22 protein-coding genes and 1 pseudogene are annotated in these 25299 nt (G+C 68.9%); 8 read left to right on the top strand and 15 right to left on the bottom strand.

Translation table 11 applies throughout. The features are described 5' to 3' along the window. Positions 1-119: 119 nt before the first annotated feature. From arfA to leuS, 4 genes are all read right to left on the bottom strand, one after another. The gene (gene arfA / locus OGL92_RS13520; RefSeq protein WP_263144210.1) at positions 120-281 is read right to left on the bottom strand and encodes an alternative ribosome rescue factor ArfA; all 162 of its coding nucleotides are present in this window, start codon (positions 279-281) and stop codon (positions 120-122) included. A gap of 79 nt (positions 282-360) precedes the next feature. Next, positions 361-1401: a DNA polymerase III subunit delta gene (gene holA / locus OGL92_RS13515; RefSeq protein ID WP_263144209.1), complete on the bottom strand. Its 1041-nt coding sequence runs from the start codon at positions 1399-1401 to the stop codon at positions 361-363. Between the two features lie 40 nt (positions 1402-1441). Continuing rightward, complete coding sequence (gene lptE, locus OGL92_RS13510) at positions 1442-2053, bottom strand: LPS assembly lipoprotein LptE (RefSeq protein WP_263144208.1); 612 nt, start codon at positions 2051-2053, stop codon at positions 1442-1444. 88 nt (positions 2054-2141) lie between these two features. After that, positions 2142-4763: a leucine--tRNA ligase gene (gene leuS, locus OGL92_RS13505; protein ID WP_263144206.1), complete on the bottom strand. Its 2622-nt coding sequence runs from the start codon at positions 4761-4763 to the stop codon at positions 2142-2144. A 189-nt stretch (positions 4764-4952) separates the two neighbouring features. Here leuS and OGL92_RS13500 point away from each other — a divergent pair. Both OGL92_RS13500 and OGL92_RS13495 read left to right on the top strand, forming a co-directional pair. Continuing rightward, positions 4953-5174: pseudogene (locus OGL92_RS13500) on the top strand (hypothetical protein); the annotation flags it as partial. Positions 5175-5374: 200 nt separating this feature from the next. Then, entirely contained in the window at positions 5375-6133 is a 759-nt protein-coding gene (locus OGL92_RS13495; protein ID WP_263144204.1) for a YdcF family protein, read from the top strand. 18 nt (positions 6134-6151) lie between these two features. On the opposite strand, the gene lnt is transcribed toward OGL92_RS13495, so the two are convergent. From lnt to miaB, 5 genes are all read right to left on the bottom strand, one after another. Then, entirely contained in the window at positions 6152-7672 is a 1521-nt protein-coding gene (gene lnt, locus OGL92_RS13490) for an apolipoprotein N-acyltransferase (RefSeq protein ID WP_263144203.1), read from the bottom strand. A 120-nt stretch (positions 7673-7792) separates the two neighbouring features. Beyond that, on the bottom strand, positions 7793-8635 hold the full coding sequence (locus OGL92_RS13485) for an HlyC/CorC family transporter (protein ID WP_263144201.1): 843 nt from the start codon (positions 8633-8635) through the stop codon (positions 7793-7795). 92 nt (positions 8636-8727) lie between these two features. Next, positions 8728-9189: an rRNA maturation RNase YbeY gene (ybeY, locus tag OGL92_RS13480; RefSeq protein ID WP_263144200.1), complete on the bottom strand. Its 462-nt coding sequence runs from the start codon at positions 9187-9189 to the stop codon at positions 8728-8730. After that, positions 9182-10213, bottom strand: a complete 1032-nt coding sequence (locus OGL92_RS13475; RefSeq protein ID WP_263144199.1) for a PhoH family protein — start codon at positions 10211-10213, stop codon at positions 9182-9184. Before OGL92_RS13475 ends, ybeY begins: the two co-directional genes overlap by 8 nt. A 100-nt stretch (positions 10214-10313) precedes the next feature. After that, positions 10314-11654, bottom strand: a complete 1341-nt coding sequence (miaB, locus tag OGL92_RS13470) for a tRNA (N6-isopentenyl adenosine(37)-C2)-methylthiotransferase MiaB (RefSeq protein ID WP_263144198.1) — start codon at positions 11652-11654, stop codon at positions 10314-10316. A gap of 215 nt (positions 11655-11869) precedes the next feature. Between miaB and OGL92_RS13465 the strand changes: the two genes are divergently transcribed. Then, on the top strand, positions 11870-12199 hold the full coding sequence (locus tag OGL92_RS13465) for a DUF1820 family protein (protein WP_263144197.1): 330 nt from the start codon (positions 11870-11872) through the stop codon (positions 12197-12199). Positions 12200-12410: 211 nt separating this feature from the next. Here the strand turns inward: OGL92_RS13465 and OGL92_RS13460 are convergent, their stop codons facing one another. The 4 genes from OGL92_RS13460 to OGL92_RS13445 all read right to left on the bottom strand — a co-directional run bounded on the left by OGL92_RS13460 (position 12411) and on the right by OGL92_RS13445 (position 16015). Beyond that, positions 12411-12953: a tetratricopeptide repeat protein gene (locus OGL92_RS13460; RefSeq protein ID WP_263144195.1), complete on the bottom strand. Its 543-nt coding sequence runs from the start codon at positions 12951-12953 to the stop codon at positions 12411-12413. A 261-nt stretch (positions 12954-13214) separates the two neighbouring features. After that, entirely contained in the window at positions 13215-14501 is a 1287-nt protein-coding gene (gene hemL, locus OGL92_RS13455; protein ID WP_263144193.1) for a glutamate-1-semialdehyde 2,1-aminomutase, read from the bottom strand. A gap of 76 nt (positions 14502-14577) precedes the next feature. Next, on the bottom strand, positions 14578-15207 hold the full coding sequence (gene thiE / locus OGL92_RS13450) for a thiamine phosphate synthase (protein ID WP_263144192.1): 630 nt from the start codon (positions 15205-15207) through the stop codon (positions 14578-14580). Positions 15208-15217: 10 nt separating this feature from the next. After that, on the bottom strand, positions 15218-16015 hold the full coding sequence (locus tag OGL92_RS13445) for a hydroxymethylpyrimidine/phosphomethylpyrimidine kinase (protein WP_263144190.1): 798 nt from the start codon (positions 16013-16015) through the stop codon (positions 15218-15220). Between the two features lie 296 nt (positions 16016-16311). On the opposite strand from OGL92_RS13445, the gene OGL92_RS13440 reads away from it, so the two are divergent. The 3 genes from OGL92_RS13440 to OGL92_RS13430 all read left to right on the top strand — a co-directional run bounded on the left by OGL92_RS13440 (position 16312) and on the right by OGL92_RS13430 (position 20162). Beyond that, the gene (locus tag OGL92_RS13440) at positions 16312-16965 is read left to right on the top strand and encodes a TetR/AcrR family transcriptional regulator (RefSeq protein WP_263144188.1); all 654 of its coding nucleotides are present in this window, start codon (positions 16312-16314) and stop codon (positions 16963-16965) included. Next, positions 16962-18632 carry an acyl-CoA dehydrogenase family protein gene (locus tag OGL92_RS13435; protein ID WP_263144186.1) on the top strand — a complete coding sequence of 557 codons (1671 nt, stop codon included), beginning with the start codon at positions 16962-16964 and terminating at the stop codon, positions 18630-18632. Before OGL92_RS13440 ends, OGL92_RS13435 begins: the two co-directional genes overlap by 4 nt. A 570-nt stretch (positions 18633-19202) precedes the next feature. Continuing rightward, positions 19203-20162: a hypothetical protein gene (locus tag OGL92_RS13430; RefSeq protein ID WP_263144184.1), complete on the top strand. Its 960-nt coding sequence runs from the start codon at positions 19203-19205 to the stop codon at positions 20160-20162. 1 nt (position 20163) lies between these two features. Here OGL92_RS13430 and OGL92_RS13425 read toward each other — a convergent pair whose 3' ends face one another. Then, the gene (locus OGL92_RS13425) at positions 20164-21123 is read right to left on the bottom strand and encodes a threonine dehydratase (protein ID WP_263144182.1); all 960 of its coding nucleotides are present in this window, start codon (positions 21121-21123) and stop codon (positions 20164-20166) included. 113 nt (positions 21124-21236) lie between these two features. On the opposite strand from OGL92_RS13425, the gene OGL92_RS13420 reads away from it, so the two are divergent. Together OGL92_RS13420 and amn are read left to right on the top strand one after the other, a co-directional pair. Further along, entirely contained in the window at positions 21237-22622 is a 1386-nt protein-coding gene (locus tag OGL92_RS13420; RefSeq protein WP_263144180.1) for a PLP-dependent aminotransferase family protein, read from the top strand. A 26-nt stretch (positions 22623-22648) separates the two neighbouring features. After that, positions 22649-24124: an AMP nucleosidase gene (gene amn, locus OGL92_RS13415; RefSeq protein ID WP_263144178.1), complete on the top strand. Its 1476-nt coding sequence runs from the start codon at positions 22649-22651 to the stop codon at positions 24122-24124. A gap of 97 nt (positions 24125-24221) precedes the next feature. Here amn and OGL92_RS13410 read toward each other — a convergent pair whose 3' ends face one another. Continuing rightward, entirely contained in the window at positions 24222-25274 is a 1053-nt protein-coding gene (locus OGL92_RS13410; RefSeq protein ID WP_263144177.1) for an MBL fold metallo-hydrolase, read from the bottom strand. Between the last annotated feature and the right edge of the window lie 25 nt (positions 25275-25299).

Raw genomic sequence — 25299 nt, 5'->3', positions numbered from 1 at the left:
CTCAACAACAGGGTGGAACCGGCGATCAACCCACGCAGGGCCAGGCCGGGTATTTCAACGTCGAACATGACGGATGTCTCTGGCGAACAGACCGAGACCTTATCACGGCAGGGCCTTTCTTAGGCGGCCAGAACGACCGAAGCCTCCCAGTTGGAGGACGGGGAGGCTTCTCGGCGGTAGCTGCCTTTGCCTTTTCGGGGCTTTTCCCGTCGGCAGCGGAACAGCGGTTGGGCGATCAGGGATTTGGCCTTGTTCGGGCCTTTTTTCGTGGATTTGGCCATGGACCTGCCTCGAGTGGGGTTGAGGAGGGCGAATCTTCGAGCAAAAGCCCGGCGCTGTCGAGAGCCTGGCCGGCGATCTTCAGCTTTCCGCCGGCAACGAGAGGCGCTGGCCGGCAGCGAGCAGGCAAAGGCGTGCCAGCGACGTCCAGGCGGAGCCGGGAGCCTGGCCCTTGATCTGTGCGTCGATGCGCTGGGCGTCCATCAGCAGTTGGTTCCAGCGGGAGGCGGGATGACGTTGCAAGGCACGGCTCATCAACGGCCGGCGCTTGTCCCAGACCGGCGGGCGGGCCGCCGAGAAGGCCTTTTCCAAGGGCACGCCGTGGGCGAACTGTTGCGCCAGCGAGGCCAGCAGGCGCAGTTCCCGGGCGAGGGCCCAGAGGATCACCGGGGTTTCCACGCCCTCGCCGCGCAGGCCTTCGAGCATGCGCAGGGCATGGGCCGCCTCGCCGTTGAGCACGGAATCGATCAGGCCGAAGACGTCGAAGCGCGCGCTGTCGGCCACCGCCGCCTGCACGGTGGTGACGTCGATCTGGTCGCCGCTGGCGAGCAGCTTGAGTTTTTCGATTTCCTGGGCGGCCGCCAGCAAGTTGCCCTCCACCCGCGCGGCGATCAGGTCCACCGCCTCCGGGCTCGCGGCAAGCCCGGCCTGGGCCAGGCGCTGGCGAATCCATTGGGGGAGTTGGACGGCATCCACCGGCCAGATCTGGATGAACTGCGCCTGGTTGCCGTCGATGAGCGCCTTGGCCCATTTGGTCTTCTGGGTGCTGCCGTCCAGCTTCGGCAGGCTCAGCAGCAGCAGGGTATCTTCCGGCGGCCGGGCCAGGTATTCGAGGAGCGCCGCCGAGCCCTTGTCGCCGGGCTTGCCGGAGGGCAGGCGCAGTTCCAGCAGGCGCTTGTCGGCGAACAGCGACAGGCTGGCGCCGGCCTCGTGCAATTGGCCCCAGTCGAAATTGGCCTCGGCGCTGAACACCTGGCGTTCGCCGAAGGCCTGGGCGCGGGCGGCGGCGCGGATGGCGTCGCAGGCTTCCTGGCAGAGCAGCGGATCGTCGCCGCTGACCGCATACACCGGCGCGAGACTGCCCTGGAGGTGCTTGGCCAGTTGGGCGGGGGAGAGTTTCATCGGCGGGAAGCGCGGGGGCCGGTCGCCCGGCCCCGTGGGCTCACTGAATCTTCAGCGGCAGTTTGAGCGGCGGCTGCTGCGGCTGTTCTTCCTGGCTGCGGCGCTGCGCTTCGAGGGCATCGGCCTCGGCCTTCGCCTTGGCTTCCGCGGTGCGCTGGCGTTCTTCCAGTTGCTCCGGCGTGATCAGTTGCAGGCGCAGGACCATCTGCTGCACCAAGTCGCGACGCATTTCCTCGCGAAGCTGGGCGGCTTCCTGGTCGGAACCGATCAGGTTGTTCTCGTCGTGGACGTAGACCTTCTGCACGTCGACCTGGTCCTGCATCAGCAACAGGTTGTCGCTGCTGCGGATCTCGTAGTTCAGCTTGGTGTTCAGCTCGTACTCGGCGCTACGGGCAGCACCGGTGTAGCTGGCGGTGCGGCGGGTTTCCTGCTCGCGGACCAGCAGCAGTTTGTAGGGCGCGCCGGCGTGCACCTTGACGTGGTTGCTCTTCAGCAGGTGGCGCAGCTGGCGCACGGTGTCGCCGTAGGCGTTGCGCGCCTCCAGGTCGATTTCCTTCAGCGCGAAGTCCACGTCGCCGGTGCCGCGCAACTGGAAGCCGCAGGCGCTCAGCAGAATGGCCAGGCCCATGACCAGCAGATTCCGTTTCATCATGTTCGTTATCCCCTCAAAGCCACTCGGGCACGGGCCGGGAGCCCGCGCCGCGCGAAGATTCGCCGGCCGGTGGCGGCCGGCCGCAGTGTCAGTTTGCGACTATGTTGACCAGCTTGCCCGGTACCACGATCACCTTGCGGATGCTCAGGCCTTCGGTGAAGCGCAGCACGTTCTCGTTTTCCCGCGCGGTGGCCTCCACCGCTTCGCGGCTGGCGTCGGCCGGCACATCGATGTGCCCGCGCAGCTTGCCGTTGACCTGGACCACCAGGCGCAGGCTGTCCTGGACCAGCGCGGACTCGTCCACCGTCGGCCAGTGGGCGTCGATCACCGTGCCGGTGTGGCCGAGGCGCTCCCACAGGCTGTGGCTGATGTGGGGGGTGATCGGCGCGAGCAGCAGGCTCACGGTCTCCAGGCCTTCCTGCAGCAGCACGCGGTCCAGCGCGCTGTCCTGCGGGGCTTTTTCCAGCACGTTCATCAGGGTCATCACCTGGGCGATGGCGGTGTTGAACTTGTGGTGCAGGCCGATATCCTGGCTGGCCTGGCGGATCGCTAGGTGGATCGCGCGGCGCACGTCCTTCTGGGCATCGCTGAGGCCGGCCTTCTGTTCTTCGCTGAGCATGCGCGTCTGCGGCAGGCCGCCGCTGACGTGGCTGTGGGCCAGGCGCCAGACGCGGCGGAGGAAGCGGCTGGCGCCCTCGACGCCGGAGTCGGACCATTCCAGGCTCATGTCCGGCGGCGAGGCGAACATCATGAACAGGCGGCAGGTGTCGGCGCCGTACTGGTCGATCATCGCCTGGGGATCGACCCCGTTGTTCTTCGACTTGGACATCTTCTCGATGCCGCCGATTTCCACCGGCAGGCCATCGGCCTTGAGGCGCGCGCCGATCACCTTGGCCTTGGCGTCCCGCTCGATCTCGACGTCGGCCGGGTTGAACCAGTCCTTGCTGCCGTTGGGCTGGGTGCGGTAGTAGGTCTCGGCTACCACCATGCCCTGGGTCAGCAGGTTGTCGAAAGGCTCGTCGGAGTCGATCAGGCCCTGGTCGCGCATCAGCTTGTGGAAGAAGCGCGCGTAGAGCAGGTGGAGGATGGCGTGCTCGATGCCGCCGATGTACTGGTCCACCGGCAGCCAGTAGTTGGCCTCTTCCTTGTTCAGCATGCCGCCGGTGAAGTTCGGCGAGGCGTAGCGGGCGAAATACCAGGAGGACTCGACGAAGGTGTCCATGGTGTCGGTTTCGCGACGCGCCGGCTTGCCGGTGCGCGGGTCGGTGGTCTCGTAGAACGAGGGCAGGCGGGCCAGCGGGCTGCCGGCGCCGTCCGGCACCACGTCTTCCGGCAGGATCACCGGCAGCAGGTCGGCGGGGACCGGGATGTCGTCGCCGTCTTCGCTGTGGATGATCGGGATCGGGCAGCCCCAGTAGCGCTGGCGGCTGATGCCCCAGTCGCGCAGGCGGAACTGGATGCGCGATTTGCCGAGGCCTTTCTTCAGCAGGGCGACTTCGATGGCGTCGAAGGCGCCGGCGAAGTCCAGCCCGTCGAACTCGCCCGAGTTGATCAGGGTGCCGTGCTCGCCGTAGACGTCCATCCAGGGCGCGGGCGTCTCGTCGCCGGCGGAGGTGCGTACCACCGGCTTGACCGGCAGGTCGTACTTGAGCGCGAACTCGAAGTCGCGGGCGTCGTGGGCGGGGACCGCCATGACCGCGCCGTCGCCGTAGTGCATCAGCACGTAGTTGGCGACCCACACCGGCAGTTTCTCGCCGGTCAGCGGGTGCTCGACCTTCAGCGCGGTGGGGATGCCTTTCTTTTCCTGGGTGGCGATGTCCGCCTCGGCGACGCCGCCGCGCTTGCATTCGTCGATGAAGGCCTGCAGGCGGGCGTCGCTCTTCGCCGCGAGGGTCGCCAGCGGGTGCTCGGCGGCCACCGCGACGTAGGTGGCGCCCATCAGGGTGTCGGGGCGGGTGGTGAAGACCTTCAGCGCGCCGGCCTCGCCGATGCTGGCGACGTCGTAGGGGAAACTGACTTCCATGCCGCGCGATTTGCCGATCCAGTTGCGCTGCATGGTCTTCACCTGCTCGGGCCAGCCGGGCAGGTTGTCGAGGCTACTCAAGAGCTCTTCCGCGTAGGCGGTGATCTTGAAGTAGTACATGGGGATTTCGCGCTTCTCGATCAGCGCGCCGGAGCGCCAGCCGCGGCCGTCGATGACCTGCTCGTTGGCCAGCACGGTCTGGTCCACCGGGTCCCAGTTAACCGTGCCGTTCTTGCGGTAGATGATGCCTTTCTCGAACAGCTGGGTGAACAGCCACTGCTCCCAGCGATAGTAGTCCGGCTTGCAGGTGGTGACTTCGCGCGTCCAGTCGATGGCCAGGCCGAGGCTCTTCAACTGGTTCTTCATGTACTCGATGTTTTCGTAGGTCCACTTCGCCGGTGCGACCTTGTTCTTCATCGCGGCGTTTTCCGCCGGCATGCCGAACGCGTCCCAGCCCATGGGTTGCAGCACGTTCTTGCCGAGCATGCGCTGGTAGCGGGCGATGACGTCGCCGATGGTGTAGTTGCGCACGTGCCCCATGTGCAGCTTGCCGCTGGGATAGGGGAACATCGACAGGCAGTAGAACTTTTCCTTGCCGGGTTTCATGGTGGCCAGGAAGGACTGGTTCCGCTCCCAGAAGGATTGCGCGGCGGCTTCGATTTCGCGGGGCTGATACTGTTCGTGCATGGCTACTGGCGCTGGAAAATGAGGGCTTACGGGAAGCGCCGTAGCATACATGACCCCCCTCCGCTGAGGGAAACCCTGATTGTCCGGCGCCCGCGCGGCGAACGCCGTTTGTCGCGGCCGTCAGGTCCGGCGGCGAGGGGACGCTAAGCTTTCCGCATCCGGCCGATCCGGGGCCGACCGAGGTGACCGATGAATGACTCGCGTTGTGCGGGAGCGGGAACGGGTTTGTACGAACGGCTGTTGCGGCGGGTGGTCCTCGCCCTCGACGAGGCGGACACGGCGGGGTGGTTGCGCGACGAGCACCCCGCCGAACTGGAACTCAAGGGACTCAGCCTGGCCGAGCTCGGCCTGATTCGCGCCTATCTGAAGCAGGACACGAGCTGGTTGCGGGGCTGGCAGGATGCGGCCGAGGCAACCGCCCGTGGCGACTCCCGAAAGTCTCCCTCGCCGAACGCGGCGCGGCTGGCCCTGCCGGTGCTGCGCCCGGTCGCGTCACCCCGGTCTCGCTGAGCCCTCTTCCCCGCGCAGGGATGCGCGATCCCGATGCTGCATGTCTGGTTGTCCGTGGCCTGCCGCTGCCTTAGGCTGCGGGCACGTCCGGAGGTGCCACCATGCCGTTTCGCTATATCTTCAAACAACTATTGATGCCGCCCGGCTGCCTGTTGCTGCTTCTGCTGCTCGCCTGCTGGTGGCACCGGCGGCGGCCCCGGCTGGCCGCCGGCTGCTTCGTCGTCGGTTTCGCCGGGTTGTTGCTGATGAGCCTGCCCGCGGTGGTCGAGCACGCGGCGCGCGCCCTGGAACGCGAGCCCGCACTGGCCAGCGCGGAACTGGGGCGGTTGTCCGAACGTGCGCAGGCCATCGTGGTGCTCGGCGCCGGCCGTGAGCGAGACGCCGCCTGGGATACGCCACAGCCCGGCCTGATGGCCAACGAACGGCTGCGCTACGCCGCGCGCCTGGCCCGGGCCAGCGGCCTTCCGCTGTTGACTTCGGGTGGCTTGCACTACGGCCAGCCGCCCAGCGAGGCGGCGATCATGGCCGACAGCCTGCGGGACGACTATGGGGTGGCGGTGCGCTGGCAGGAAGGCCACAGCCGCACGACCTGGGAAAATGCCGTGGACTCGGCGCGGCTGCTCGCCGCCGAGGGGGTGACCCGGGTGGTGCTGGTCACCCAGGCCTGGCACATGCCGCGCGCCCGCTGGTGCTTCGAGCAACAGGGCTTGCAGGTGGTCGGCGCCCCGGTCGGCGCGCTCGGCCTCGCCACCGCGCGGCCCTTGGGCGGCTGGCTGCCGGAAAGCCGCGCCATGTGGCAAAACGGTGTGCTGCTCAACGAGGCGGCCGGCCTGCTGCTCTATCCGCTGATCTATCCTTGAGGCCCGAGGCTCCTGGGTTCAGATCATCTTGCTGAAGCGGCTGGCCAGCCGCGCCCAGAGCAGCAGCACGGCGCAGAGAATCGCCAGGGGCCAGGAGCGCCAGTGCAGGTAGGGCGTCAGCCCTTGCATGGGCTGCACCTCGCCGTACAGCACGGCCGGCTGGAACTGCGGAATCTGCGCGGTGATGCGGCCCTGGGGATCGATCAGCGCGGTGACGCCGTTGTTGGTCGCGCGGATCATCCAGCGGCCGGCTTCCAGGGCGCGCATCTGGGCCATTTGCAGGTGCTGCAAGGGGCCGATGGAGGTGCCGAACCAGGTGTCGTTGCTGATCGTCAGCAGCATGTCGCTCTGCGCCGCCAGGGACGCGGCGAACTCCGGGTAGACCACCTCGTAGCAGATGTAGGGTGCCAGCTTGTAACCCCGCGCCTCGAGTAGCGGCTGATCCGCCGGCCCGCGGGCGAAGTCCGACATGGGCAGGTCGAAGAAGGCGATCAGGCCGCGCAGCAGGTCCTGCAAGGGCACGTATTCGCCGAACGGCACCAGCTTCTGTTTCAGGTAGTCGCCGCTGCCCCGGCCGACCACGGTGATGCCGTTGTAATAGCGTTTCTCGCCGTTGGCCTGGATCTGGCGCACCGGCACCCCGGTGATCAGCGCCGCCTGGCGGTCCTTGGCGAAGGCATCCATTTCCCGCAGGTAGGGTTCGGCAAAATCCTTGAGGATCGGCACCGCGGTTTCCGGCCAGACGATCAGGTCGGCCGGGCGGCTCGAACGGGTCATGTCGCGGTACAGCGCCAGTTGTGCGTTGAGGTGCTCGGGGTCCCATTTCATCTGCTGGGCGACGTTGCCCTGGATGGCCGCGACGCGCAGGGTCTCGCCCTTCGGCTGGGTCCAGGCGTGTCCCCGCAGCAGCGGGCCGGCGATCCAGGGCGCGGCCAGCAATAGGATCGCCAGCCCCAGGAATGCCTTGCGCGCGCGCAGCCGCGGCAGGTTGACCAGCAGCGCGGCGCTCGACGCCAGGGCGAAGGACACCAGCCAGACCCCACCCAGCGGCACAAGCCCGGCCAGCGGCCCTTGTTGCTGGCTGTAGCCGGCGTAGAGCCAGGGGAAACCGGTGAGGAACCAACCGCGGAAGGCCTCCTGCAACAGCCACAGCGCGGCGAAGGCCAGGGCGTCGGCGAGCGGCGCCTCGCTGCGGCGCAGCCAGCGCGCCCAGAGCCAGGCGGGCAGGGCGAAGAACAGCGCGACCCCGGCGCAGAACCCGCCGGTGAGGAACGCCGCCAGGGGAACCGGTGCCGCACCGTAGTCGTGGATGCTGACGTAGATCCAGCTGGTGCCGGCGATGAACAGGCCGAAGCCGTAGCACCAGCCTCGGGCCAGGGCGCCCCGGGGCGCCAGTTCGCGCAGGCCGAGATAGAACAGCGCCAGCGACACCAGTGCCAGGGGCCAGACGTCGAAGGGCGCCAGCGTCAAGGGGGTCAGGGCACCGGCGAACAGGGCAATCAGGTTGCCCGGCCAGCCTGGACGGGTGATCCAGCGCATCGAAAGTCCTCGGAGGGGAAAAGGCGTCGGCAAGGGTACAGGGAGCCCGCGGCGGCGCGCCACACGCGCGAGCGCCGGTCGCCCGGCGCGGCGGCTTGCCGGGCGGACCGATGCGGGCGGTCAGCGCGAGAGCGGGGTGAGGCGCAGCAGGTGCACGCGGCGGCTGTCGGCGTTGAGCACGCGGAAGCGGAAGTCGCCGATTTCGGTGGTCTCGTTGCGTTTCGGCAGGTGGCCGAAGGAGCCCATCACCAGGCCGCCGACGGTGTCGAAATCGTCTTCGGAGAAGTGGGTCTCGAAGAATTCGTTGAAGGCGTCCACCGGGGTCAGCGCCTTGACGATGAAGTCGCCGCTGGGCAGCGGCTTGATGTAGCTGTCTTCCTCGACGTCGTGCTCGTCCTCGATGTCACCGACGATCTGCTCGAGCACGTCCTCAATGGTCACCAGGCCGGCGACGCCGCCGTATTCGTCGATGACGATGGCCATGTGGTTGTGGTTGGCGCGGAATTCCCGCAGCAGCACGTTCAGGCGTTTCGATTCGGGCACGAAGGTGGCCGGGCGCAGCATGTCCTTGAGGTTGAAAACCGCCTCGTCATGCTGCTTGAGCAGCAGCGGCAGCAGGTCCTTGGCCAGCAGTACGCCGATCACGTCGTCCAGGCTTTCGCCGACCACCGGGTAGCGCGAGTGGGCGGCGTCGATGATCGCCGGCAGGAATTCCTGGGGTGTCTGGCAGGCCTTGATGCTGATCAGTTGCGAGCGGGGCACCATGATGTCGCGCACCTGCAGGTCGGCGACCTGGATGGCGCCCTCGACGATGGCCAGCGCCTCGCTGTCGAGCAGTTTGTTCTGGTGCGCTTCGCGGAGCAGCTCCAGCAGTTCCTGGCGGTTCTTCGGCTCGTGGGCGAAGGCCTGGGTGAGTTTGCCCAGCCAGGACTTCTGCCCGCTGCTCGATCGATCTTCGCTCATGCTTGTTACTCGATGTTCCTTTGCGTGTGTGTATCGGGTCGGAAGCGCGGGCGGTGGCACCGCCGGCTGTCCGGAAGAAAACCTGATCGTGGTCAGTAGGGATCGGGATGGCCCAGTTCGGCGAGCAATTGTCGTTCCAGTTCTTCCATTTCCTCGGCCTCGGCGTCTTCCAGGTGGTCGTAGCCGAGCAGGTGCAGGCAGCCGTGGATCACCAGGTGCGCCCAGTGCGCCTGCACCGGCTTGCCCTGTTCCTCGGCCTCGCGGACCACCACCGGGGCGCAGATCACCAGGTCGCCGAGCAAGGGGATGTCCAGCAACGGCTCGCCGTTCGGCCCGTCCGGGATATCGGCGGGAAAGGACAGCACGTTAGTGGCGTAATCCTTGTGCCGCCAGGTGTGATTCAGGGAACGGCCTTCCTCTTCGTCCACCAGGCGGATGGTCAGCTCGGAATCGGCGCTGCGCTGACGCAGCGCCAGCTCGCACCAGCGCCGGAAATCCTCTTCGCCAGGCAGGTCGCTGGCCTGGCTGGCGTTCTGCAGGTCGAGTTCAAGCATCGTCGTCGAGCGCACCGGGGTCGTTGTCCGCGGGCCGCGCCTTGGGAGCGGTCTGCGCCTGCTGGCGCGCCTCGAAGCGGTCATAGGCCTCGACGATGCGCTGCACCAGGGGATGGCGCACCACGTCCTTCGAGAGGAAGTGGGTGAAGCCGATGCCCGGCACGTCCTTGAGCACGTCGATCACGTGGGTGAGGCCGGACTTGGTGCCGCGCGGCAGGTCGACCTGGGTGATGTCCCCGGTGATCACCGCCGTGGAACCGAAGCCGATGCGGGTGAGGAACATCTTCATCTGTTCGAGGGTGGTGTTCTGGCTCTCGTCGAGAATGATGAAGCTGTTGTTCAGGGTGCGTCCGCGCATGTAGGCGAGGGGCGCCACTTCGATGACCTGGCGTTCGATCAGCTTGGCCACCTGCTCGAAGCCGAGCATTTCGTAGAGGGCGTCGTAGAGCGGGCGCAGGTAGGGGTCGATCTTCTGCGACAGGTCGCCGGGGAGGAAGCCGAGCTTCTCGCCCGCTTCCACCGCCGGGCGCACCAGCAGGATGCGCCGCACCTGTTCGCGTTCCAGCGCGTCCACCGCGCAGGCCACCGCCAGGTAGGTCTTGCCGGTGCCGGCCGGGCCGATGCCGAAATTGATGTCGTGGTCGAAGATCGACTTCACGTAGCGCTGCTGATTGGCGCCGCGCGGCCGGATCATGCCCTTGCGCGTGCGCAGGCCGATGCCCACCTCGGTTTGCGCCGCGACCAGGTCTTCCATGCCGGATTCCTGCAGGAACAGGTGCACCAGGTCGGGCGTCAGCTCGGTGGCCTCGGTTTCACGGTACAGGCGTCGCAGCAGGTTTTCCGCGGCCAGGGTGCGCGCCGCGTCGCCGACCAGTTCGAACTGGTTGCCACGGTTGCGGATTTCGATGGCCAGGCGTTGCTCGATGAGGCGCAGGTGCGCGTCGAGTTGCCCGCTGAGGTTGGCGAAGCGCTGCGCTTCGAAGGGTTCGAGGGTGAAGCGATGGAGGTCTGAGGGTGCGTTCAATGTCGTAGGAAATATCCGTTCGAGGGGGACAGGCTACATGCTCGGGGGCGCCAGCGACAAGCCGCGCGCGGCGCGGCCCGTCGGCGGTGCCCGCGGCGGTTCAGTGCAGCGTCGCTTCGATCAGCGTGCCACGCAAGGAGTGGGGCAGCGCAGCGTCGATGTGCACGTCGACGAACTGGCCGATCAGCCGCGGATTGGCGCTGTGGAAATTGACGATGCGGTTGTTCTCGGTGCGGCCCTGGAGCATGCCCGGGTCCTTCTTGGAGAAGTCGCTCACCAGGATGCGCTGGGTGCTGCCGACCATCCGTCGGCTGATCTCGAAGCCTTGCTGATGGATGCGCGCCTGGAGGATCTGCAGGCGCTGCTTCTTCTGCTCGTCGCTCATCTCGTCGGGCAGGTCGGCCGCCGGGGTGCCCGGGCGGGCGCTGTAGACGAAGGAGTAGGAGAAGTCGAAGCCGACGTCCTCCACCAGCTTCATGGTCTGCTCGAAATCCTTCTCGGTCTCGCCGGGGAAGCCGACGATGAAGTCCGAGCTGATGCAGATGTCCGGCACCGCGGCGCGCAGCTTGCGGATCCGCGACTTGTATTCCAGCGCCGTGTGGTTGCGCTTCATCGCCGCGAGGATGCGGTCCGAGCCGGCCTGCACCGGCAGATGGACGAACTTCACCAGTTCCGGCACCTCGGCATGGGCGGCGATCAGGGCGTCGGAGAATTCCAGCGGGTGCGAGGTGGTGTAGCGGATGCGGTCGATGCCCTCCACCGCGGCGACCACCCGGATCAGCTCGGCGAAGTCGGCGATGCGGCCGTCATGGGTGACGCCGCGGTAGCCGTTGACGTTCTGCCCGAGCAGGGTCACTTCGCGCACGCCGTGGTCGGCCAGGTGGATCACCTCGGCGAGCACGTCGTCGAACGGGCGGCTGACTTCCTCGCCGCGGGTGTAGGGCACCACGCAGAAGCTGCAATATTTGCTGCAGCCTTCCATCACCGACACGAAGGCGCTGGGGCCGTCGACCCGCGGCTCCGGCAGGCGGTCGAACTTCTCGATCTCGGGGAAGGAAATGTCCACCTGGGGCGCGCCGGTGGCCCGTGCGGCATCGATCATTTCCGGCAGGCGGTGCAGGGTCTGCGGCCCGAACACCACGTCCACGTAGGGTGCGCGGTCGCGGATGGCGGCGCCTTCCTGGCTCGCCACGCAGCCGCCGACGCCGATCACCAGGCCAGGGTTGGACAGCTTCAGCTCGCGCCAGCGGCCCAGTTGCGAAAACACCTTGTCCTGGGCCTTCTCGCGGATCGAGCAGGTATTCAGCAGGATCACGTCGGCTTCGGCCGGATTTTCCGTGACCTCCAACGCCTCGTGCTCGCCGAGCAGATCGACCATGCGCGACGAGTCGTACTCGTTCATCTGGCAGCCGTGGGTTTCGATGTAGAGCTTCTTGGACATGGGTACGTCGGGCTGGTTAAAAAATGACCGGGGATTATAGGGCGTTAGGCGGTGCGGGAAAAGCGCTTCGGGCACCCGTCGGTGCCTTCGATCGACCCGCGCGGCGCCCGGACCGGCCAAGGGCGGCACCCGCGTCCCGACCGGGCGAATCCCGTCTTTCGAAGGCCGTGCTATGCTTCGCGCCCTTCTTTTCCAGACAACCCCACCGGCCGTTCATGAGCAAGCGCGAAGCCCCGATCTACAAGGTGATTTTTCTCAACCAGGGCCAGGTGTACGAGATGTACGCCAAGCAGATCTACCAAAGCGATCTGTGGGGTTTCCTCGAGGTGGAGGAGTTCGTCTTCGGCGAACGCACCCAGGTGGTGGTCGATCCCAGCGAGGAAAAGCTCAAGGCCCAGTTCGAAGGCGTGGTGCGCAGCTTCGTGCCGATGCACGCGATCATCCGCATCGACGAAGTGGAGCGCTTGGGTATCCCGAAGATCAGCGAAGCCAAGGGCGGCGGCAGCAACGTGATGCCCTTCCCCATGCCGATGCCGGAGAAGTAAGGGCGCGGGTTTCGGGTTCGACCCGTCGGGTCGGTCGGGGCGGCGGCGCCGGTTGTGGCGGAGTGAGCGTCCGCCTCCCGTGCACGCCCCGCGTCGCCGGTTCGATTCTGTCGACATGGGTGCGCCGACGTTCCAAGCTCGCCGGTCAAGCGTTGGTCCAGGATGAGTTCGAGCGATTCCGGCGATGGCACGCGGCGGGCGGTTTGCCCGCTCAGGGCAGCGGAGCGAAAGGCGAGCCGCCGTCGGCGGTCTGCAAGTCCAGCAGGTAGTTGCGGAAAATCTGCCCCAGCACCTGGGTGGCGATTTCCAGCTCATCGCGACGCATCTGCGCGGCGACCAAGTCCGCGGTATCCATCGCGTCTTCCGAGCCGTTCACCGCGGCCATCTTCAGCACGATGTACGCCTGCACGTTGTTGGCCGGTACGCCCTCGCCGCGAAAGAACATGTTGCCCAGGCGCTGCTGCGCATCGGCATGGCCCTGCAACGAGGCCTGCTCGAACCAGTTGAGCGCCTGCTGCAGGTCGCGCGGAATGAGCTTGCCCTCGTAGAAGAACTGGCCCAGTTCGAACTGCGCTTCGCTGTCGCCGGCGTGGGCGGCTTGCTGGCAGGCGGAAAGCGCGTCGGGCAGGTCCTCGGGCTGGGTATTCAACGTGCAGCGGCCGGTCGAGGGGATGAGCAGCGAATTGCCGCCCGCCAGGGCGACCAGCGGCAGCAGGAGAAAGGTTGCGCAGAGGATTCGACCAGCGCGGTGCATGAAGCGCCTCCAGAACGAGGCGGGTTCGGAGAACCCGGCCGGCGAGAAAAAGCCGACGTTCAATTATGGGTCAAGCCGGCGCGGCCTTTCAAAAACTTTACGTGGTATCACGAAACTTTTTTCCAGGTGCCCCGCCGGCCTCTCTCTATTGGGAGGCCCATGCGGCTGCCGAGGTTTCCGCCGATGAGACGGACGGTGCCTGGCAAAGGTTTTTCCAGAGGCGGAACGCCCGCCGGAGCAGGGCGTCCCATGGCCTCAGGCTCAGGCCGCGAGGGCGGCGAAGGCGCGCTCGGCGGCCTTGAAGGTGATCTCCAGCTCTTTCTCGCCGTGGGCGATGGAGGTGAAACCCGCCTCGAAGGCGCTCGGCGCCAGGTACACGCCGCCTTCCAGCATCAGGTGGAAGAAGCGCTTGAAGCGCTCCGCGTCGCTGGCCATCACGTCCTGGAAGGTGACGATATCGTCGGCGCCGCTGAAGTAGAGGCCGAACATGCCCCCGGCCTGGGTGGTGACGAAGGGCACGCCGGCGGCATCGGCGCGGTCCTGCAGGCCTTGCAGCAGGCGCGTGGTGAAGTCGCTCAGTTCGGCGTGGAAGCCCGGACGGCCGATCAGCTCCAGGGTGGCCAGGCCGGCGGCCATGGCCAGCGGGTTGCCCGACAGGGTGCCGGCCTGGTAGACCGGCCCGAGTGGGGCGATGCACGCCATGATTTCGCGCTTGCCGCCGAAGCAGCCGACCGGCATGCCGCCGCCGATGATCTTGCCGAAGGTCGACAGGTCCGGCGTCACGCCGTAATGCGCCTGGGCGCCGCCGAGGGCGACGCGGAAGCCGGTCATCACCTCGTCGAAGATCAGCACCACGCCGTGCTTGTCGCACTGGGCGCGCAGGCCTTCGAGGAAGCCGGGCGCCGGCGGCACGCAGTTCATGTTGCCGGCCACCGGCTCGACGATGATGCAGGCGACGTCCTGGCCGACCTGATCGAGCAGGTGGGCCACGGCTTCGCTGTCGTTGAACGGCAGGGTCAGGGTGTGCTTGGCGAAGGCTTCCGGCACGCCGGGGGAGCTGGGCACGCCCAGGGTCAGGGCGCCGGAGCCGGCTTTCACCAGCAGGCTGTCCGAGTGACCGTGGTAGCAGCCCTCGAACTTGATGATGCTGTCGCGGCCGGTGTAGCCGCGCGCCAGGCGAATCGCGCTCATGGTCGCCTCGGTGCCGGAGCTGACCATGCGCACCATCTCCATCGACGGCACGATCGCGCAGACGCGCTCGGCCATCCGCGTTTCCATTTCGGTCGGCGCACCGTAGGAAAGGCCGTGCTCGAGCTGCCGGCGCACCGCGTCGATGACGTCGGGGTGGCTGTGGCCAAGGATCATCGGGCCCCAGGACCCGACGTAGTCGACGTAGCGCTTGTCGTCTTCGTCGACCACGTAGGCGCCGGCGGCATGCTTGAAGAACAGCGGCGTGCCGCCGACGCTCTTGAAGGCGCGAACCGGCGAGTTGACGCCGCCGGGGATGTGTTTCTGGGCATTGGCGAATAGGGTTTCGGAACGGGACATGGCGGCCTCTCGTAACGGTGGGACGAAGCGGTTCGTCCTCGGACTGGCGGGTCGGGCGGGTCGGCCGCCCATGGATTCAGGGTGTTTCGAACAGGGCGCTGAACGCGTGGGCGCGGCGTTCGACCTCATCGGCGTCGGCGGCGGAGAACAGCGCGTGGACCACCGCCACCAGGCTGGCGCCGCGGGCGATCAAGCCGGGCGCGGTGTCCAGGGTCACGCCGCCGATGGCGACGATCGGCAGGGCGAAGCGCGCCCGCGCTTCCTCCAGCAGTTCGAGGGTCGCCGCCGGCGCGCCGGGCTTGGTCGCGGAATCGAAGAAGCGGCCGAAGGCGATGTAGCTGGCGCCCTCGCGGATCGCCTGCTCGGCCAGGCCCGGCTGGGCATGGCAGGTGGCGCCGATGATCGCCTTGCGGCCGAGCAGCGCGCGTGCCGCGGCCAGCGAGCCGTCGCTCTGGCCCAGGTGCACGCCGACGCCCAGGCGCGCGGCCAACTCGGCGTCGTCGTTGATGATCAGTTGCGCCCCGTGACGCTCGCAGCGTTCGCGCAGGGCTTCGGCTTCGCGCAGGCGACGCGCGTCGTCGTGGCTCTTGTCGCGGTATTGCACGAGGCGCGCCCCGCCGCGCAGCGCCGCCTCGACGTAGGGCAGCAGGCGGCCGTCGGCGAGCAACAGGCTGTCGGTGATCGCGTAGAGGCCGCGCAACTTCATCGGCGACCGCTCACGCGCAGAAATCCAGCGGCAGGCGCCGTGGGACGAACTGGCCGCGGCCGGGCCGTTCGGCGTCGCGCAGGGTGCGCCAGGTGTAGTCGAGGGCGCTGCGCACCGCGCTGTCCAGGCGCTCGCCCAGGGCCAGGCGGCCGGCCAAGGTGCTCGCCAGGGTGCAGCCGGAGCCGTGGTAGCTGCCCGGCAGGCGCTGGCAGGTGAAGACCTGACGTGCGCCGTCGCGGCTGTACAGGCGGTTGTGGACTTCCGCCTCGTCGCCGTGGCCGCCGGTGATCAGCAGGTGCTCGACGAACGGCAGCAGCTTCTCCGCGCACTGGTCGGCGCTGCCTTCGGGCAGTTCGGCCAGCAGGCGCGCTTCCGGCAGGTTCGGTGTGGCCAGGGTGGCGCGCGGCAACAGGCGCTCGCGCATGGCGTAGCCCACCTCGTTCTTGCCCAAGGCGCCGCCGCCCCCGGCGCGCAGCACCGGGTCGCAGACCAAGGGCACGCCGGGCAACAGCGCCATGATCTCGAGGACGGTATCGACCATTTCCACCGAGCCGAGCATGCCCAGCTTGACCGCGGCGACCGGCAGGTCGGCGATGATCGCATGGGCCTGGGCGAGCACCCAGTCGCGGTCGAGCACGCGGAAGTCGCTGACGTCGACGGTGTCCTGCACGGTGAGGGCGGTGATCGCCGGCGCCGCGTGGCAACCCTGGGCGAGCAGGGCTTCGATATCCGCTTGCAGCCCGGCGCCGCCGCTGGGGTCGTGGCCGGACAGGCAAAGCACTACGGGACGGGAGCTTGGTGTATTCATGGGCGGCGAGCTTACCATTTATTCGTCGCGGCGCAGCCGTCCGGGGCGTCGCGGGCGGCGGCTCGGACGTCCCTGGCCGGCGTCCGCGTCACCGCCGCCTTCGGTGGGGCGTCCTTGCTCCTGGCGCGAGCCGGCATGGCCCGCGACCCTCTGCCGCGTCGGGGCCTTCCCCGGTGGGTGGCCTGCGTGCGTGCCCGAGGGTGGCGCGCGATCGCCCCGGCCTTTGACCGATCCGTCGCTTTCGCCAAGGTCTGAATGCTGGTTCACTGCTGCAAGCAATGAATCGGGATTCAGCCATGGCTTATCGGATCACCGCCGAACGTCTCGACCGCGACCAGGCCCAGCGCGAGCGGATTCTGGCGTGCGCGGCGCAGCGGGTCGGCGAGGGCGGCTTCGCCGCGCTGACCATGCAGGGGCTGGCGGAAGCCGCCGGCATCGCCACCGGCAGCCTGTATCGCCATTTCGCCGGCAAGGGCGCGTTGGCGGCGGAAGTCTTCGCCCGCGCCAGCCAGCGCGAGGTCGAGGCCTTGGCGGCCTGCCTGGGGGCGCCGGGCGATCCCCGGGCGCGCCTGGCATCCGGCCTGGCGCAGTTCGCCGGGCGTGCCTGGCATCGCCGGCGCCTGGCGTTCGCGCTGATCGCCGAGCCGGTCGACCCGGAAGTCGACGAGCAGCGCCTACGCTACCGCGAAGCCTATGCCGGATTGTTCGTCGAGTTGCTCGAGGAGGGCCGCGCCCAGGGCGTGTTCGATCCCGGGCCGATCCCGCTGGTGGCCGCCTGCCTGGTGGGCGCCATCGCCGAAGCCCTGGTCGGGCCGCTGTCGCCGCCGGCGCGCGCCTCGGCCGATGCCCCCTGCTCCGCGCCGACGCTGGAAAGCGTCAGCGCCGCGCTCGTCACCTTTTGCCTGCGCGCCGTCGGCGCCCGTCCACTCGCACCGGAGACCTCGCCATGAACCCGTCCGCCTTCGCCGAGACGCCCGCCGTCCTGGCCGAAACCCACGAAGTCACCAACCAGGTGCCGCCCCTCGACGGCGCCAACCTGTACCGCCTCGACCTGCCCTTGCAGGAGTGGCTGCGTCGCTTCGACGGCGGCTGGGCCGAGGATCGCCTCGACCGGTACGGCGCGCTGGCGGGCGGCCCCTTGATGGCCGCGGGCTTTCTCGCCAACGAGAACAAGCCGGTGTTCCACAGCCACGATCGCTACGGCCACCGGCTCGACCTGGTGACGTTCCATCCGGCCTATCACCAGCTGATGAGCACGGCCATCGAGCATGGCATTCCCTCGATGCCCTGGACCGACCCGCGCGCCGGCGCCCACGTCGCCCGCGCCGGGCTCAGCTACCTGCACAGCCAGGCCGAGGCCGGCAGCGGATGCCCGCTGACCATGACCTTCGCCAGCGTGCCGGCGCTGCGCCTGCAACCGGAGGTGGCCGAAAAGTGGCTGCCGAAGATCCTCGCCACCGCGTACGACCCGCGCAACCTGCCGATCGAGCAAAAGGCCGGCGCCACCATCGGCATGGCGATGACCGAGAAACAGGGCGGCACCGACGTCCGTGCCAACACCACCCGTGCCCATCCGGTGGGCCAGCCCGGACCCGGCCAGGCCTACGAGCTGGTCGGCCACAAATGGTTCTGCTCGGCGCCGATGTGCGACGCCTTTCTCACCCTGGCCTACACCGACAAGGGCCTGACCTGCTTCCTGCTGCCGCGCCACCGGCCGGACGGCACGCGCAACGCCTTCTACATCCAGCGCCTGAAGAACAAGCTGGGCAATTGGTCGAACGCCTCCAGCGAGGTGGAGTACCGCGGCGCCCTGGCCTGGATGGTCGGCGAAGAGGGGCGCGGGGTGCCGACCATCATCGAGATGGTCGCGTTGACCCGCTTCGATTGCATGATCGGCTCCAGTGCGCTGATGCGTCAGGCCCTGACCCAGGCGGCGCACCATTGCGCCCACCGGCGGGTCGGCGGGCGCGTGCTGGCCGAGCAGCCGTTGATGCAGAACGTGCTGGCCGACCTGGCGCTGGAGAGCGAGGCGGCGCTGGCCCTGTCGCTGCGCATGGGCCGCGCGCTGGATCGCGCCCATGACGAGCAGGAAGCCCGGTTCGCCCGGCTGGTCACCGCCGTCGGCAAGTATTGGATCTGCAAGCGCGCGCCGGCGATGATCAACGAGGCCGCCGAATGCCTCGGCGGCGCCGGCTACGTGGAAGACGGCATCCTGCCGCGGCTGTACCGCGAGGCGCCGGTCAACTCCACCTGGGAAGGTTCGGGCAACGTGCAATGCCTCGACGTGCTGCGTGCGCTGTCCAAGGAGCCCGGGGTGCTCGACGCCCTGTTCGCCGAGCTGGGCGACGGGCATGGCGACGCGCGGTTGGCCGCGCACATCGGCAACCTCAAGGCCGCGTTCCGCGACACCGCCGACATCCAGTACCGCGCGCGTCAACTCACCGAGGACGTGGCCCTGGCCCTGCAGGCCAAGCTGCTGCTGGAGGCCGGCAACGCCACGGTGTCCGACGCCTTCATCGCCAGCCGCCTGGGCGCGGGCGGGCACGCCTTCGGCACCTTGCCACGGGGCCTCGACGTCGAAGCCTTGGTCACCCGGGCGTCGCCGCAGGTGCACTAGCGCCGGAAGTGGCCGTGGGCGGATGCGCTCCCCGCGTCCGCAGGGGGATGGCGCTCTTTTCAGGCACCGGTGCGTGGAAGGTGGAAGAAAAGAGCGTCTTCCACCCTACGGCTGAGCGACGTTGCCCTGGACTTCGTCATGAATCAAAGGCCGGAGCGCAGAGCTGCATGGGCGCGCCGACCTCCATACCAACGTAGGGTGGATGACGCTTTTCTCATCCACCGATGCGCGGTCGAGGTGGAAGATAAAGGCGTCTTCCACCCTACGATTCCGGCTTTCCGGTGGGGGTACGCAGAGGGAAGGGTTTCTGCCTTTCGTCCCCAGGGTCGCTTGCTGCCGGGGGATCGGTTGCCGCAAGGGGTACGTCGGGACTCCTGACCCCGGGAAGCAGGCGACAGGCTGAATGCCGCCCGTTGGCGGTGCCGAGGCCGGCGTCGGGCGGGCTCAAGCGGATGAGCCCGACGCCCACCCCTGGGAAACACCGGCTCCGCGGGCGTCGATTCTCCGGCTCAAGTTCTCCGTGGCTGCGGTCGATAGCCTGTGACTCATCTTCTTGCAGGGACGGATGCCATGACTCAGTCGATAGCTTTCGGCACCGGCGTTTCCGCCGCGCTTCGTGTGGCGGTGCGCGTCAGCGGGACCACCCCCCCGGCGTCCGCCGACGACAGCGCCCGGGCCGACCCCGAAACGCCTTCCTTCAGTGTGACCATCAGCCAATACGCGCGCGACCGGATGAAAGCCATCCAGACCGCCACCGCTGCCCTGAAGGCCCGTACCGAGCAACTCGGCGAGGAGCGCAAGGCCGCCGCGCGCCAGCGCATCGAGAACGTGAAGCAACGCATCGAATTGCTGAAGAAGCTGGCGGTGGGGCTGGGGCCGAAGGCGGCCAAGAGCCTGCTCAACCAGATCCGCCAGTTGGCCCACGAGATCGGCCAGGCCGCGTCGGTGTTGAGGGAGTCTTCCGGTAGCGCGACCGGTGGAAGCGCCGTATCGACCCCGGACCTCGGGTCGCAGGATTCATCCAGCGCCGCGAGCCCGGGAACCGCGGGCCTGGCGGAGGGCGGAATGGCTTCGGCGAGTGAACCCGTCGTCGAGGCCGCGCCGCCGGTCGACGCGGCGGCCACCGAGCCCACCGGCAGCGAGCCGGCGGAAGCCGCTGGCGGCGCGGAGGCGGCCGCGGCCCAGGGCGAGGCCGAAGCGGCCGGCGCGCAGCTCGACGCGCAGGAAAAGGACGAGGGCGGCTCCGCATCGGCAACCTTCGCGGCCGCGCCGGGCGGCCAGGCGCAGCGCCAGCAGGACGGCGAACTGATCAAGGATGCGGTGCGCAAGCTGCGGCAACTGCTGGCGATGGTGAAGGCGCAACTGCCCGACGACGAAGAGAGCCGCAAGACCCTCAAGCAGGTCAATGCCCTGCTGAAGGCGAGCGAAGCCCAGGCCACCGCCCTGCAGGTGGGCGACGGCGCGGCGGCTCTGGGCGGCGTCGGCGTCAACCTGGGGGCGGTGGGCAGCACCCTGTCCGTCAGCGTCTGACTCAATCCCCGGCGGCGAGGATCGCCGCCAGCGCCTGGCGGTCGATGTTCGCCCCGCTGAGCACCACCGCCACCCGTTCCCCGGCGTTCCGTCCACGCTCCTGCATCAGCGCCGCCAGGGCCACGGCGCCGGCGCCTTCCGCCAGGTTGTGGGTGTCCTCGTGAAGCACGCGGATCGCCTGGCGGATCTCCTCGTCGTCGACCCGCAGGATGCGCGCCGCGCCGTCCCTGATCAGCGCCAGCGCCTCGTCCTGGGGAACCCGACAGGCCACGCCGTCGGCGAAGGTGTCCGCGCGGTCGGTGCAGACCGCCCGACCCTGCTCGAAGCTCTGTGCGTAGGCATCGGCGCCGCGCGCCACCACCCCGACGATCTCGGTGTCGAGGCCGAGCAGGTCGCGGGTGCGGATCAGCCCGCAGATCCCCGAGCCGAGGCCGATCGGCACGTAGACCCGGCGCAGGTCGGGCACCGCCTCGAACAACTCCAGGGCATAGGTGGCCACGCCGCGGACCAGGTCCGCGTGCAGCGCCGGCACCAGGTGCAGGCCGCGCGCCTCGGCCAGGCGTATCGCCGCCTCGCGGACTTCGTCGAAGTCGCGGCCCTGCTCGATCACTTCCGCGCCGAAGGCGCGCATTGCCGCGTTCTTCTCCCGCGCGTTGCCCTGCGGCACCAGGATGTGGATCGGCAGGCCGGCCCGGCGCGCCGCCAGCGCCAGGCTCTGCCCGTGATTGCCGCGGGTCGCGGTCACCAGGCCGCGCACTGAGGGTTCGCGGCGCAGCAGTTCGTCCAGGTAGACCAGCCCGCCGCGGACCTTGAAAGCACCGGTCGGGGTGTGGTTCTCGTGCTTGACCCAGACCTCGCAGCCGAGCCGCTCGGCCAGCAGCGGCCAGGCCAGTTGCGGGGTGGGCGCGACAGTCGGGCGGATCAGGTCGGCGGCGCGGCGCAGGGCGGGGAGATCGAACATCGGTGTGGCCTCGGAGGTGGGATGAACCGATGCTAAAAGGCGCGCATTGCATGGGTAAATCGCTATATTGCATGGCCTGCAATATCGATTGAGCCCGCCCCTGGAGCCTTGCCGTGTGGATACCCGAACTGCCGGAGAGCGGCCTGCCCACCTACCTCGCACTGGTCGAGGCGATCGCTCGCGCCATCCGCAGCGGCGAACTGAAGGCCGGCGACCGCCTGCCGCCGCAACGGCGCCTGGCCTGGCGACTGGGGATCAACCCGAGCACCACGCTGCAGGCCTACCGCGAGGCGGCGCGCCGGCACCTGGTGTCGGGAGAGGTGGGCCGCGGCACCTACGTGCTGGCCGGCAGCCAGGAGGCGACCCTGTTCCTGCTCAAGCAGGCGCCGGCGGACCTGCCGGGCCATGCGCCCCTCGACCTGTCGACCAACGTGCCGGTGCTGGACCCCGCTAACCGCGACCTCGACGCCAGCCTGGAGAACCTGCGCGCGCACGGCGGGCTGGCCGCCCTGCAAGGCTATGCCTCGGCGGCGCAGGTGGCCCGCGGCCGCCTCGCCGGCAGCCAGTGGTTGCGCGGGCGCGGGCTGGAGCTTGCGCACAGCCGGGTGCGGCTCTGCGCGGGCGCCCAGCAAGGGGTCTTCGCCGCGTTGCTGGCGCTCTGCGAGGCGGGCGAGCCGGTCCTGGTGGAAGCCTTCACCTCGCCGGGGATCAAGGCGGCGTCGCGGCAATTGCGCCTGCCGCTGCACGGCATCCCGCTCGACGCCCGCGGCATCCTGCCCGAGGCCCTCGACCGGCTGGCGCGCGCCACCGCCGCGCGGGTGGTGGTGCTTACGCCCTGCTTGCAGAACCCCACCGGGGCGAGCATGGACGCCGCGCGCCGCGCCGAGATCGCCGCGGTGGCGCGACGCCACGGGCTGTGGGTGATCGAGGACGACGTCTATGGCGGCCTGGGCGAGCAGCCGCCCCTGGCCGAGGCCCTGCCGGAACGCTGCCTGCTGGTCACCAGCCTGTCGAAAAGCGTCGCGCCGAGCCTGCGCCTGGGCTTCCTCGCCGGCCCCCTGGAACTCCTCGAACGCATCGACCGCGAGGCCCAGGCGACCAACTGGGCGGTCTCGCCGCTGTGCCTGGCGATCGGCTGCGAGTGGGTCGAGGAGGGCGTCGCCCTGCGCCGCCTGGCCTGGCAGCGCGAGGAACTGGCCCGCCGCTGGCGCCTGGCGCGCACGGCGCTGGGCACGCGGATGCCCGCCGGGCGAACCCCGGCGCCGCACCTTTGGCTGACCGGCGCGGGGCTGTTCGAGGCCTGCCGGGCGGCCGGCGTGGAAAGCGTTCCGGCCGAAGTGTTCGCGGTGGCCCACACGCCCGTCGACGGGGTGCGCATCAGCCTGGCCGCGGCGCCCAGCCAGGCCGACCTCAAGCGCGCGCTGGACGGCATCGCCCGCCACTGGCCGCCCGCGGATCTTCCTGGCGCTACCCTTGTCACCGACGAGCAGGCAAGATGAACCGGCCCCCCAGACAGGATGACGTTATGAGTTTCTACCCCGACGACGACTTCATCGTCGCCACCAGCGCCGAGGAGGCCGTCGACCGCCTCGGCGAATTGCACCGCCAGGCCACCGCTGCGCTGAGCCAGGCGCTCAAGCGCTACCTGAAGGACCGCGTGGTTCCCAGCGAGCAACAACGCGCGCTGTTCCGCTACCCGCTGCTGCGCATCGGTTACCACTGGCAGGGCGAAGTGCCCACCACCACCCGCGCCTACGCGAAGATCCAGGTGCCGGGCAACTACAGCGTCACCGTCACCCATCCGGATGCCTTCCGCCCCTACCTGCTGGAACAACTGCGACCGCTGATGAGCGACTTCACCCTGCGGGTGGAGGTCGGCCCCAGCGAGCAGAACATCCCCTATCCCTACGTGGTGGAACAGGGCGACGAACTGGCCGGCTCCGGGGTGACCGCCGCCGAGCTGGCGCGGGTGTTCCCCAGCACCGACCTGTCCGCCGCCTCCGACGGGGTGGCCGACGGCCTCTACGAGTGGGAGAACGCCGACCCGATGCCGCTGGCGCTGTTCGACGCCGCGCGGGTCGATTTCTCCCTGCGCCGCCTGGTGCACTACACCGGCAGCGACTGGCGCCACGTGCAGCCCTGGATCCTGCTGACCAACTACCACCGCTACGTCGACCAGTTCATCCGCCACGGCCTGGAGCAACTGCGCGACGACCCGCGCTTCGTGCGCATGGTGCTGCCGGGCAACGTGATCATCGAGCGTGGCACCCCCGAGGAGGACGCCCAGGCGGTGGCCGACGCGGTGGTCTGGCACCGCTACCAGATGCCGGCCTATCACCTGATCGCCGCCGACGGCCACGGGGTGACCCTGGTGAACATCGGCGTCGGTCCGTCCAACGCGAAGAACATCACCGACCACCTGGCCGTGCTGCGCCCGCACTGCTGGCTGATGATCGGCCACTGCGGCGGCCTGCGGCAGTCGCAGACCATCGGCGACTACGTGCTGGCCCACGCCTACATGCGCCGCGACGGCATCCTCGACCGCGTGGTGCCGCCGCACATCCCGATCCCGGCGCTGGCGGAGGTGCAGCAGGCATTGCAGGAAGCCGCCGCCCAGGTCACCGGCGAGAAGGGCGAGGCGCTCAAGCGGCGCCTGCGCACCGGCACCGTGCTCACCTACGACGACCGCAACTGGGAGCTGCGCTGGGCCCAGGAACGCCCGCTGATCAACCTGGCGCGGGCGGTGGCGGTGGACATGGAAAGCGGCACCATCGCCGCCCAGGGCTATCGGCTGCGGGTTCCCTACGGCACCCTGCTGTGCGTCTCGGATAAGCCGCTGCACAGCGAGATCAAGCTGCCCGGCGCCGCCGGCGCCTTCTACGAGCGCGCGGTGACCCAGCACCTGCACATCGGCATCACCGCCCTCGACCTGCTGCGCACCCAACTCGACTCGCTGCATTCGCGCAAGCTGCGCAGCTTCGACGAGCCGCCGTTCCGCTAGGGCTTGCCCCGCCGGGCGCGCGCGGGGTCGGCGAGTCGCCAGCCAGCCACCCACTCGCCCGCCCGCCCTCGGCCCGCAGGCGTCGCTCCGGCGTCGGCTACTCGGTTGCGCGGACGAGGGGGTCTATCTCCCAGCAGTCGCCCGGCTGCGGCACGCGAAAGCGGCTTTCCTCGACCTGGCGTGCGCGCAGCGCGGCGGTCAGCTCGCTGAGCGGGGCGAACTGGTCCTCGTCGGCGAGGTTGAAGGTGCCGAAGTGGATCGCCATGCTGCAGCGCGACTCCAGTTGCAGGTGCGCCTGCACCGCGTCGTCCGGGTTCATGTGGTTGTCGCGCATGAACCAGCGCGGCGCATAGGCGCCGATCGGCAGGGCGGCGAAGCGCAGCGGGCCGAAGCGCTGGCGGATCAGCGCGAATTCCGGGCCCAGGCCGCTGTCGCCGGGGAACAGCAGCGGGCCGGCGGCGGAGTCGAGGACGAAACCCAGCCACAGGCTGCGGTTGACGTCGCCGCGGGTGCGCGAGGACCAGTGCTGGGCCGGCACCGCGTGCAGGCTGAGCGCTCCGTTGAGCGGCAGCGCCTGCCACCAGTCCAGCTCGGCGATGCGGGCGAACCCGCACTGGCGGATCAGCGCGGCGTTGCCCAGGCCGGTGACCACCTGCGCCAGCGGGAAACGCTCGGCGAGCCGGCGCAGGCTGGGCAGGTCGAGGTGGTCGTAGTGGTTGTGGCTGACCAGGATGACGTCGATCGCCGGCAGGCGCTCGAGGCTTACCCCGGGTGCGTGGTAGCGCTTCGGCCCGAGGAAGGCGAACGGACTGGCGCGTTCCGACCACAATGGGTCGGTGAGGATGTTCAGGCCCTGATGCTGGATCAGCAGGGTGGCGTGGTTGACGTAGGTGACGCGCAGGGCGTCGCCCGGCACCCGCGCCGGAATCTCCCGTTCCACTGCCGCCGGCTGGATCGCCCAGGGCTGCTGTTTCTCGCGGTTCAGCCGCCATTTCAGGACCTGGCGCAGGTCCTTGTGGGGCGTCGGGTGCAGGTTGTGGAAGCGGCGGCCGTCGAAATGATCGCTGGGCGGACCCTGGTAGCCGTCGGGCCCCAGGCCGAGCAGGTTCAACAGGTCGATCAACCAGGTGGGTCGCAGGACGCGGGACATGCGCTGTTCTCTTGCGGGAGGGATG

Origin of the sequence: Pseudomonas sp. RIT-PI-AD (assembly GCF_025642785.1) — a bacterium.
Classification (GTDB): domain Bacteria; phylum Pseudomonadota; class Gammaproteobacteria; order Pseudomonadales; family Pseudomonadaceae; genus Pseudomonas_T.
This window is presented reverse-complemented; position numbering and strand designations above follow the sequence as displayed.

Bases quoted from the DNA above. Each gene is read 5' to 3' on its own strand.
- arfA (WP_263144210.1), bottom strand. From the start codon at position 281: ATGGCCAAATCCACGAAAAAAGGCCCGAACAAGGCCAAATCCCTGATC.
- holA (WP_263144209.1), bottom strand. From the start codon at position 1,401: ATGAAACTCTCCCCCGCCCAACTGGCCAAGCACCTCCAGGGCAGTCTC.
- lptE (WP_263144208.1), bottom strand. From the start codon at position 2,053: ATGATGAAACGGAATCTGCTGGTCATGGGCCTGGCCATTCTGCTGAGC.
- leuS (WP_263144206.1), bottom strand. From the start codon at position 4,763: ATGCACGAACAGTATCAGCCCCGCGAAATCGAAGCCGCCGCGCAATCC.
- OGL92_RS13495 (WP_263144204.1), top strand. From the start codon at position 5,375: ATGCCGTTTCGCTATATCTTCAAACAACTATTGATGCCGCCCGGCTGC.
- lnt (WP_263144203.1), bottom strand. From the start codon at position 7,672: ATGCGCTGGATCACCCGTCCAGGCTGGCCGGGCAACCTGATTGCCCTG.
- OGL92_RS13485 (WP_263144201.1), bottom strand. From the start codon at position 8,635: ATGAGCGAAGATCGATCGAGCAGCGGGCAGAAGTCCTGGCTGGGCAAA.
- ybeY (WP_263144200.1), bottom strand. From the start codon at position 9,189: ATGCTTGAACTCGACCTGCAGAACGCCAGCCAGGCCAGCGACCTGCCT.
- miaB (WP_263144198.1), bottom strand. From the start codon at position 11,654: ATGTCCAAGAAGCTCTACATCGAAACCCACGGCTGCCAGATGAACGAG.
- OGL92_RS13465 (WP_263144197.1), top strand. From the start codon at position 11,870: ATGAGCAAGCGCGAAGCCCCGATCTACAAGGTGATTTTTCTCAACCAG.
- OGL92_RS13460 (WP_263144195.1), bottom strand. From the start codon at position 12,953: ATGCACCGCGCTGGTCGAATCCTCTGCGCAACCTTTCTCCTGCTGCCG.
- hemL (WP_263144193.1), bottom strand. From the start codon at position 14,501: ATGTCCCGTTCCGAAACCCTATTCGCCAATGCCCAGAAACACATCCCC.
- thiE (WP_263144192.1), bottom strand. From the start codon at position 15,207: ATGAAGTTGCGCGGCCTCTACGCGATCACCGACAGCCTGTTGCTCGCC.
- OGL92_RS13445 (WP_263144190.1), bottom strand. From the start codon at position 16,015: ATGAATACACCAAGCTCCCGTCCCGTAGTGCTTTGCCTGTCCGGCCAC.
- OGL92_RS13440 (WP_263144188.1), top strand. From the start codon at position 16,312: ATGGCTTATCGGATCACCGCCGAACGTCTCGACCGCGACCAGGCCCAG.
- OGL92_RS13435 (WP_263144186.1), top strand. From the start codon at position 16,962: ATGAACCCGTCCGCCTTCGCCGAGACGCCCGCCGTCCTGGCCGAAACC.
- OGL92_RS13430 (WP_263144184.1), top strand. From the start codon at position 19,203: ATGACTCAGTCGATAGCTTTCGGCACCGGCGTTTCCGCCGCGCTTCGT.
- OGL92_RS13425 (WP_263144182.1), bottom strand. From the start codon at position 21,123: ATGTTCGATCTCCCCGCCCTGCGCCGCGCCGCCGACCTGATCCGCCCG.
- amn (WP_263144178.1), top strand. From the start codon at position 22,649: ATGAGTTTCTACCCCGACGACGACTTCATCGTCGCCACCAGCGCCGAG.
- OGL92_RS13410 (WP_263144177.1), bottom strand. From the start codon at position 25,274: ATGTCCCGCGTCCTGCGACCCACCTGGTTGATCGACCTGTTGAACCTG.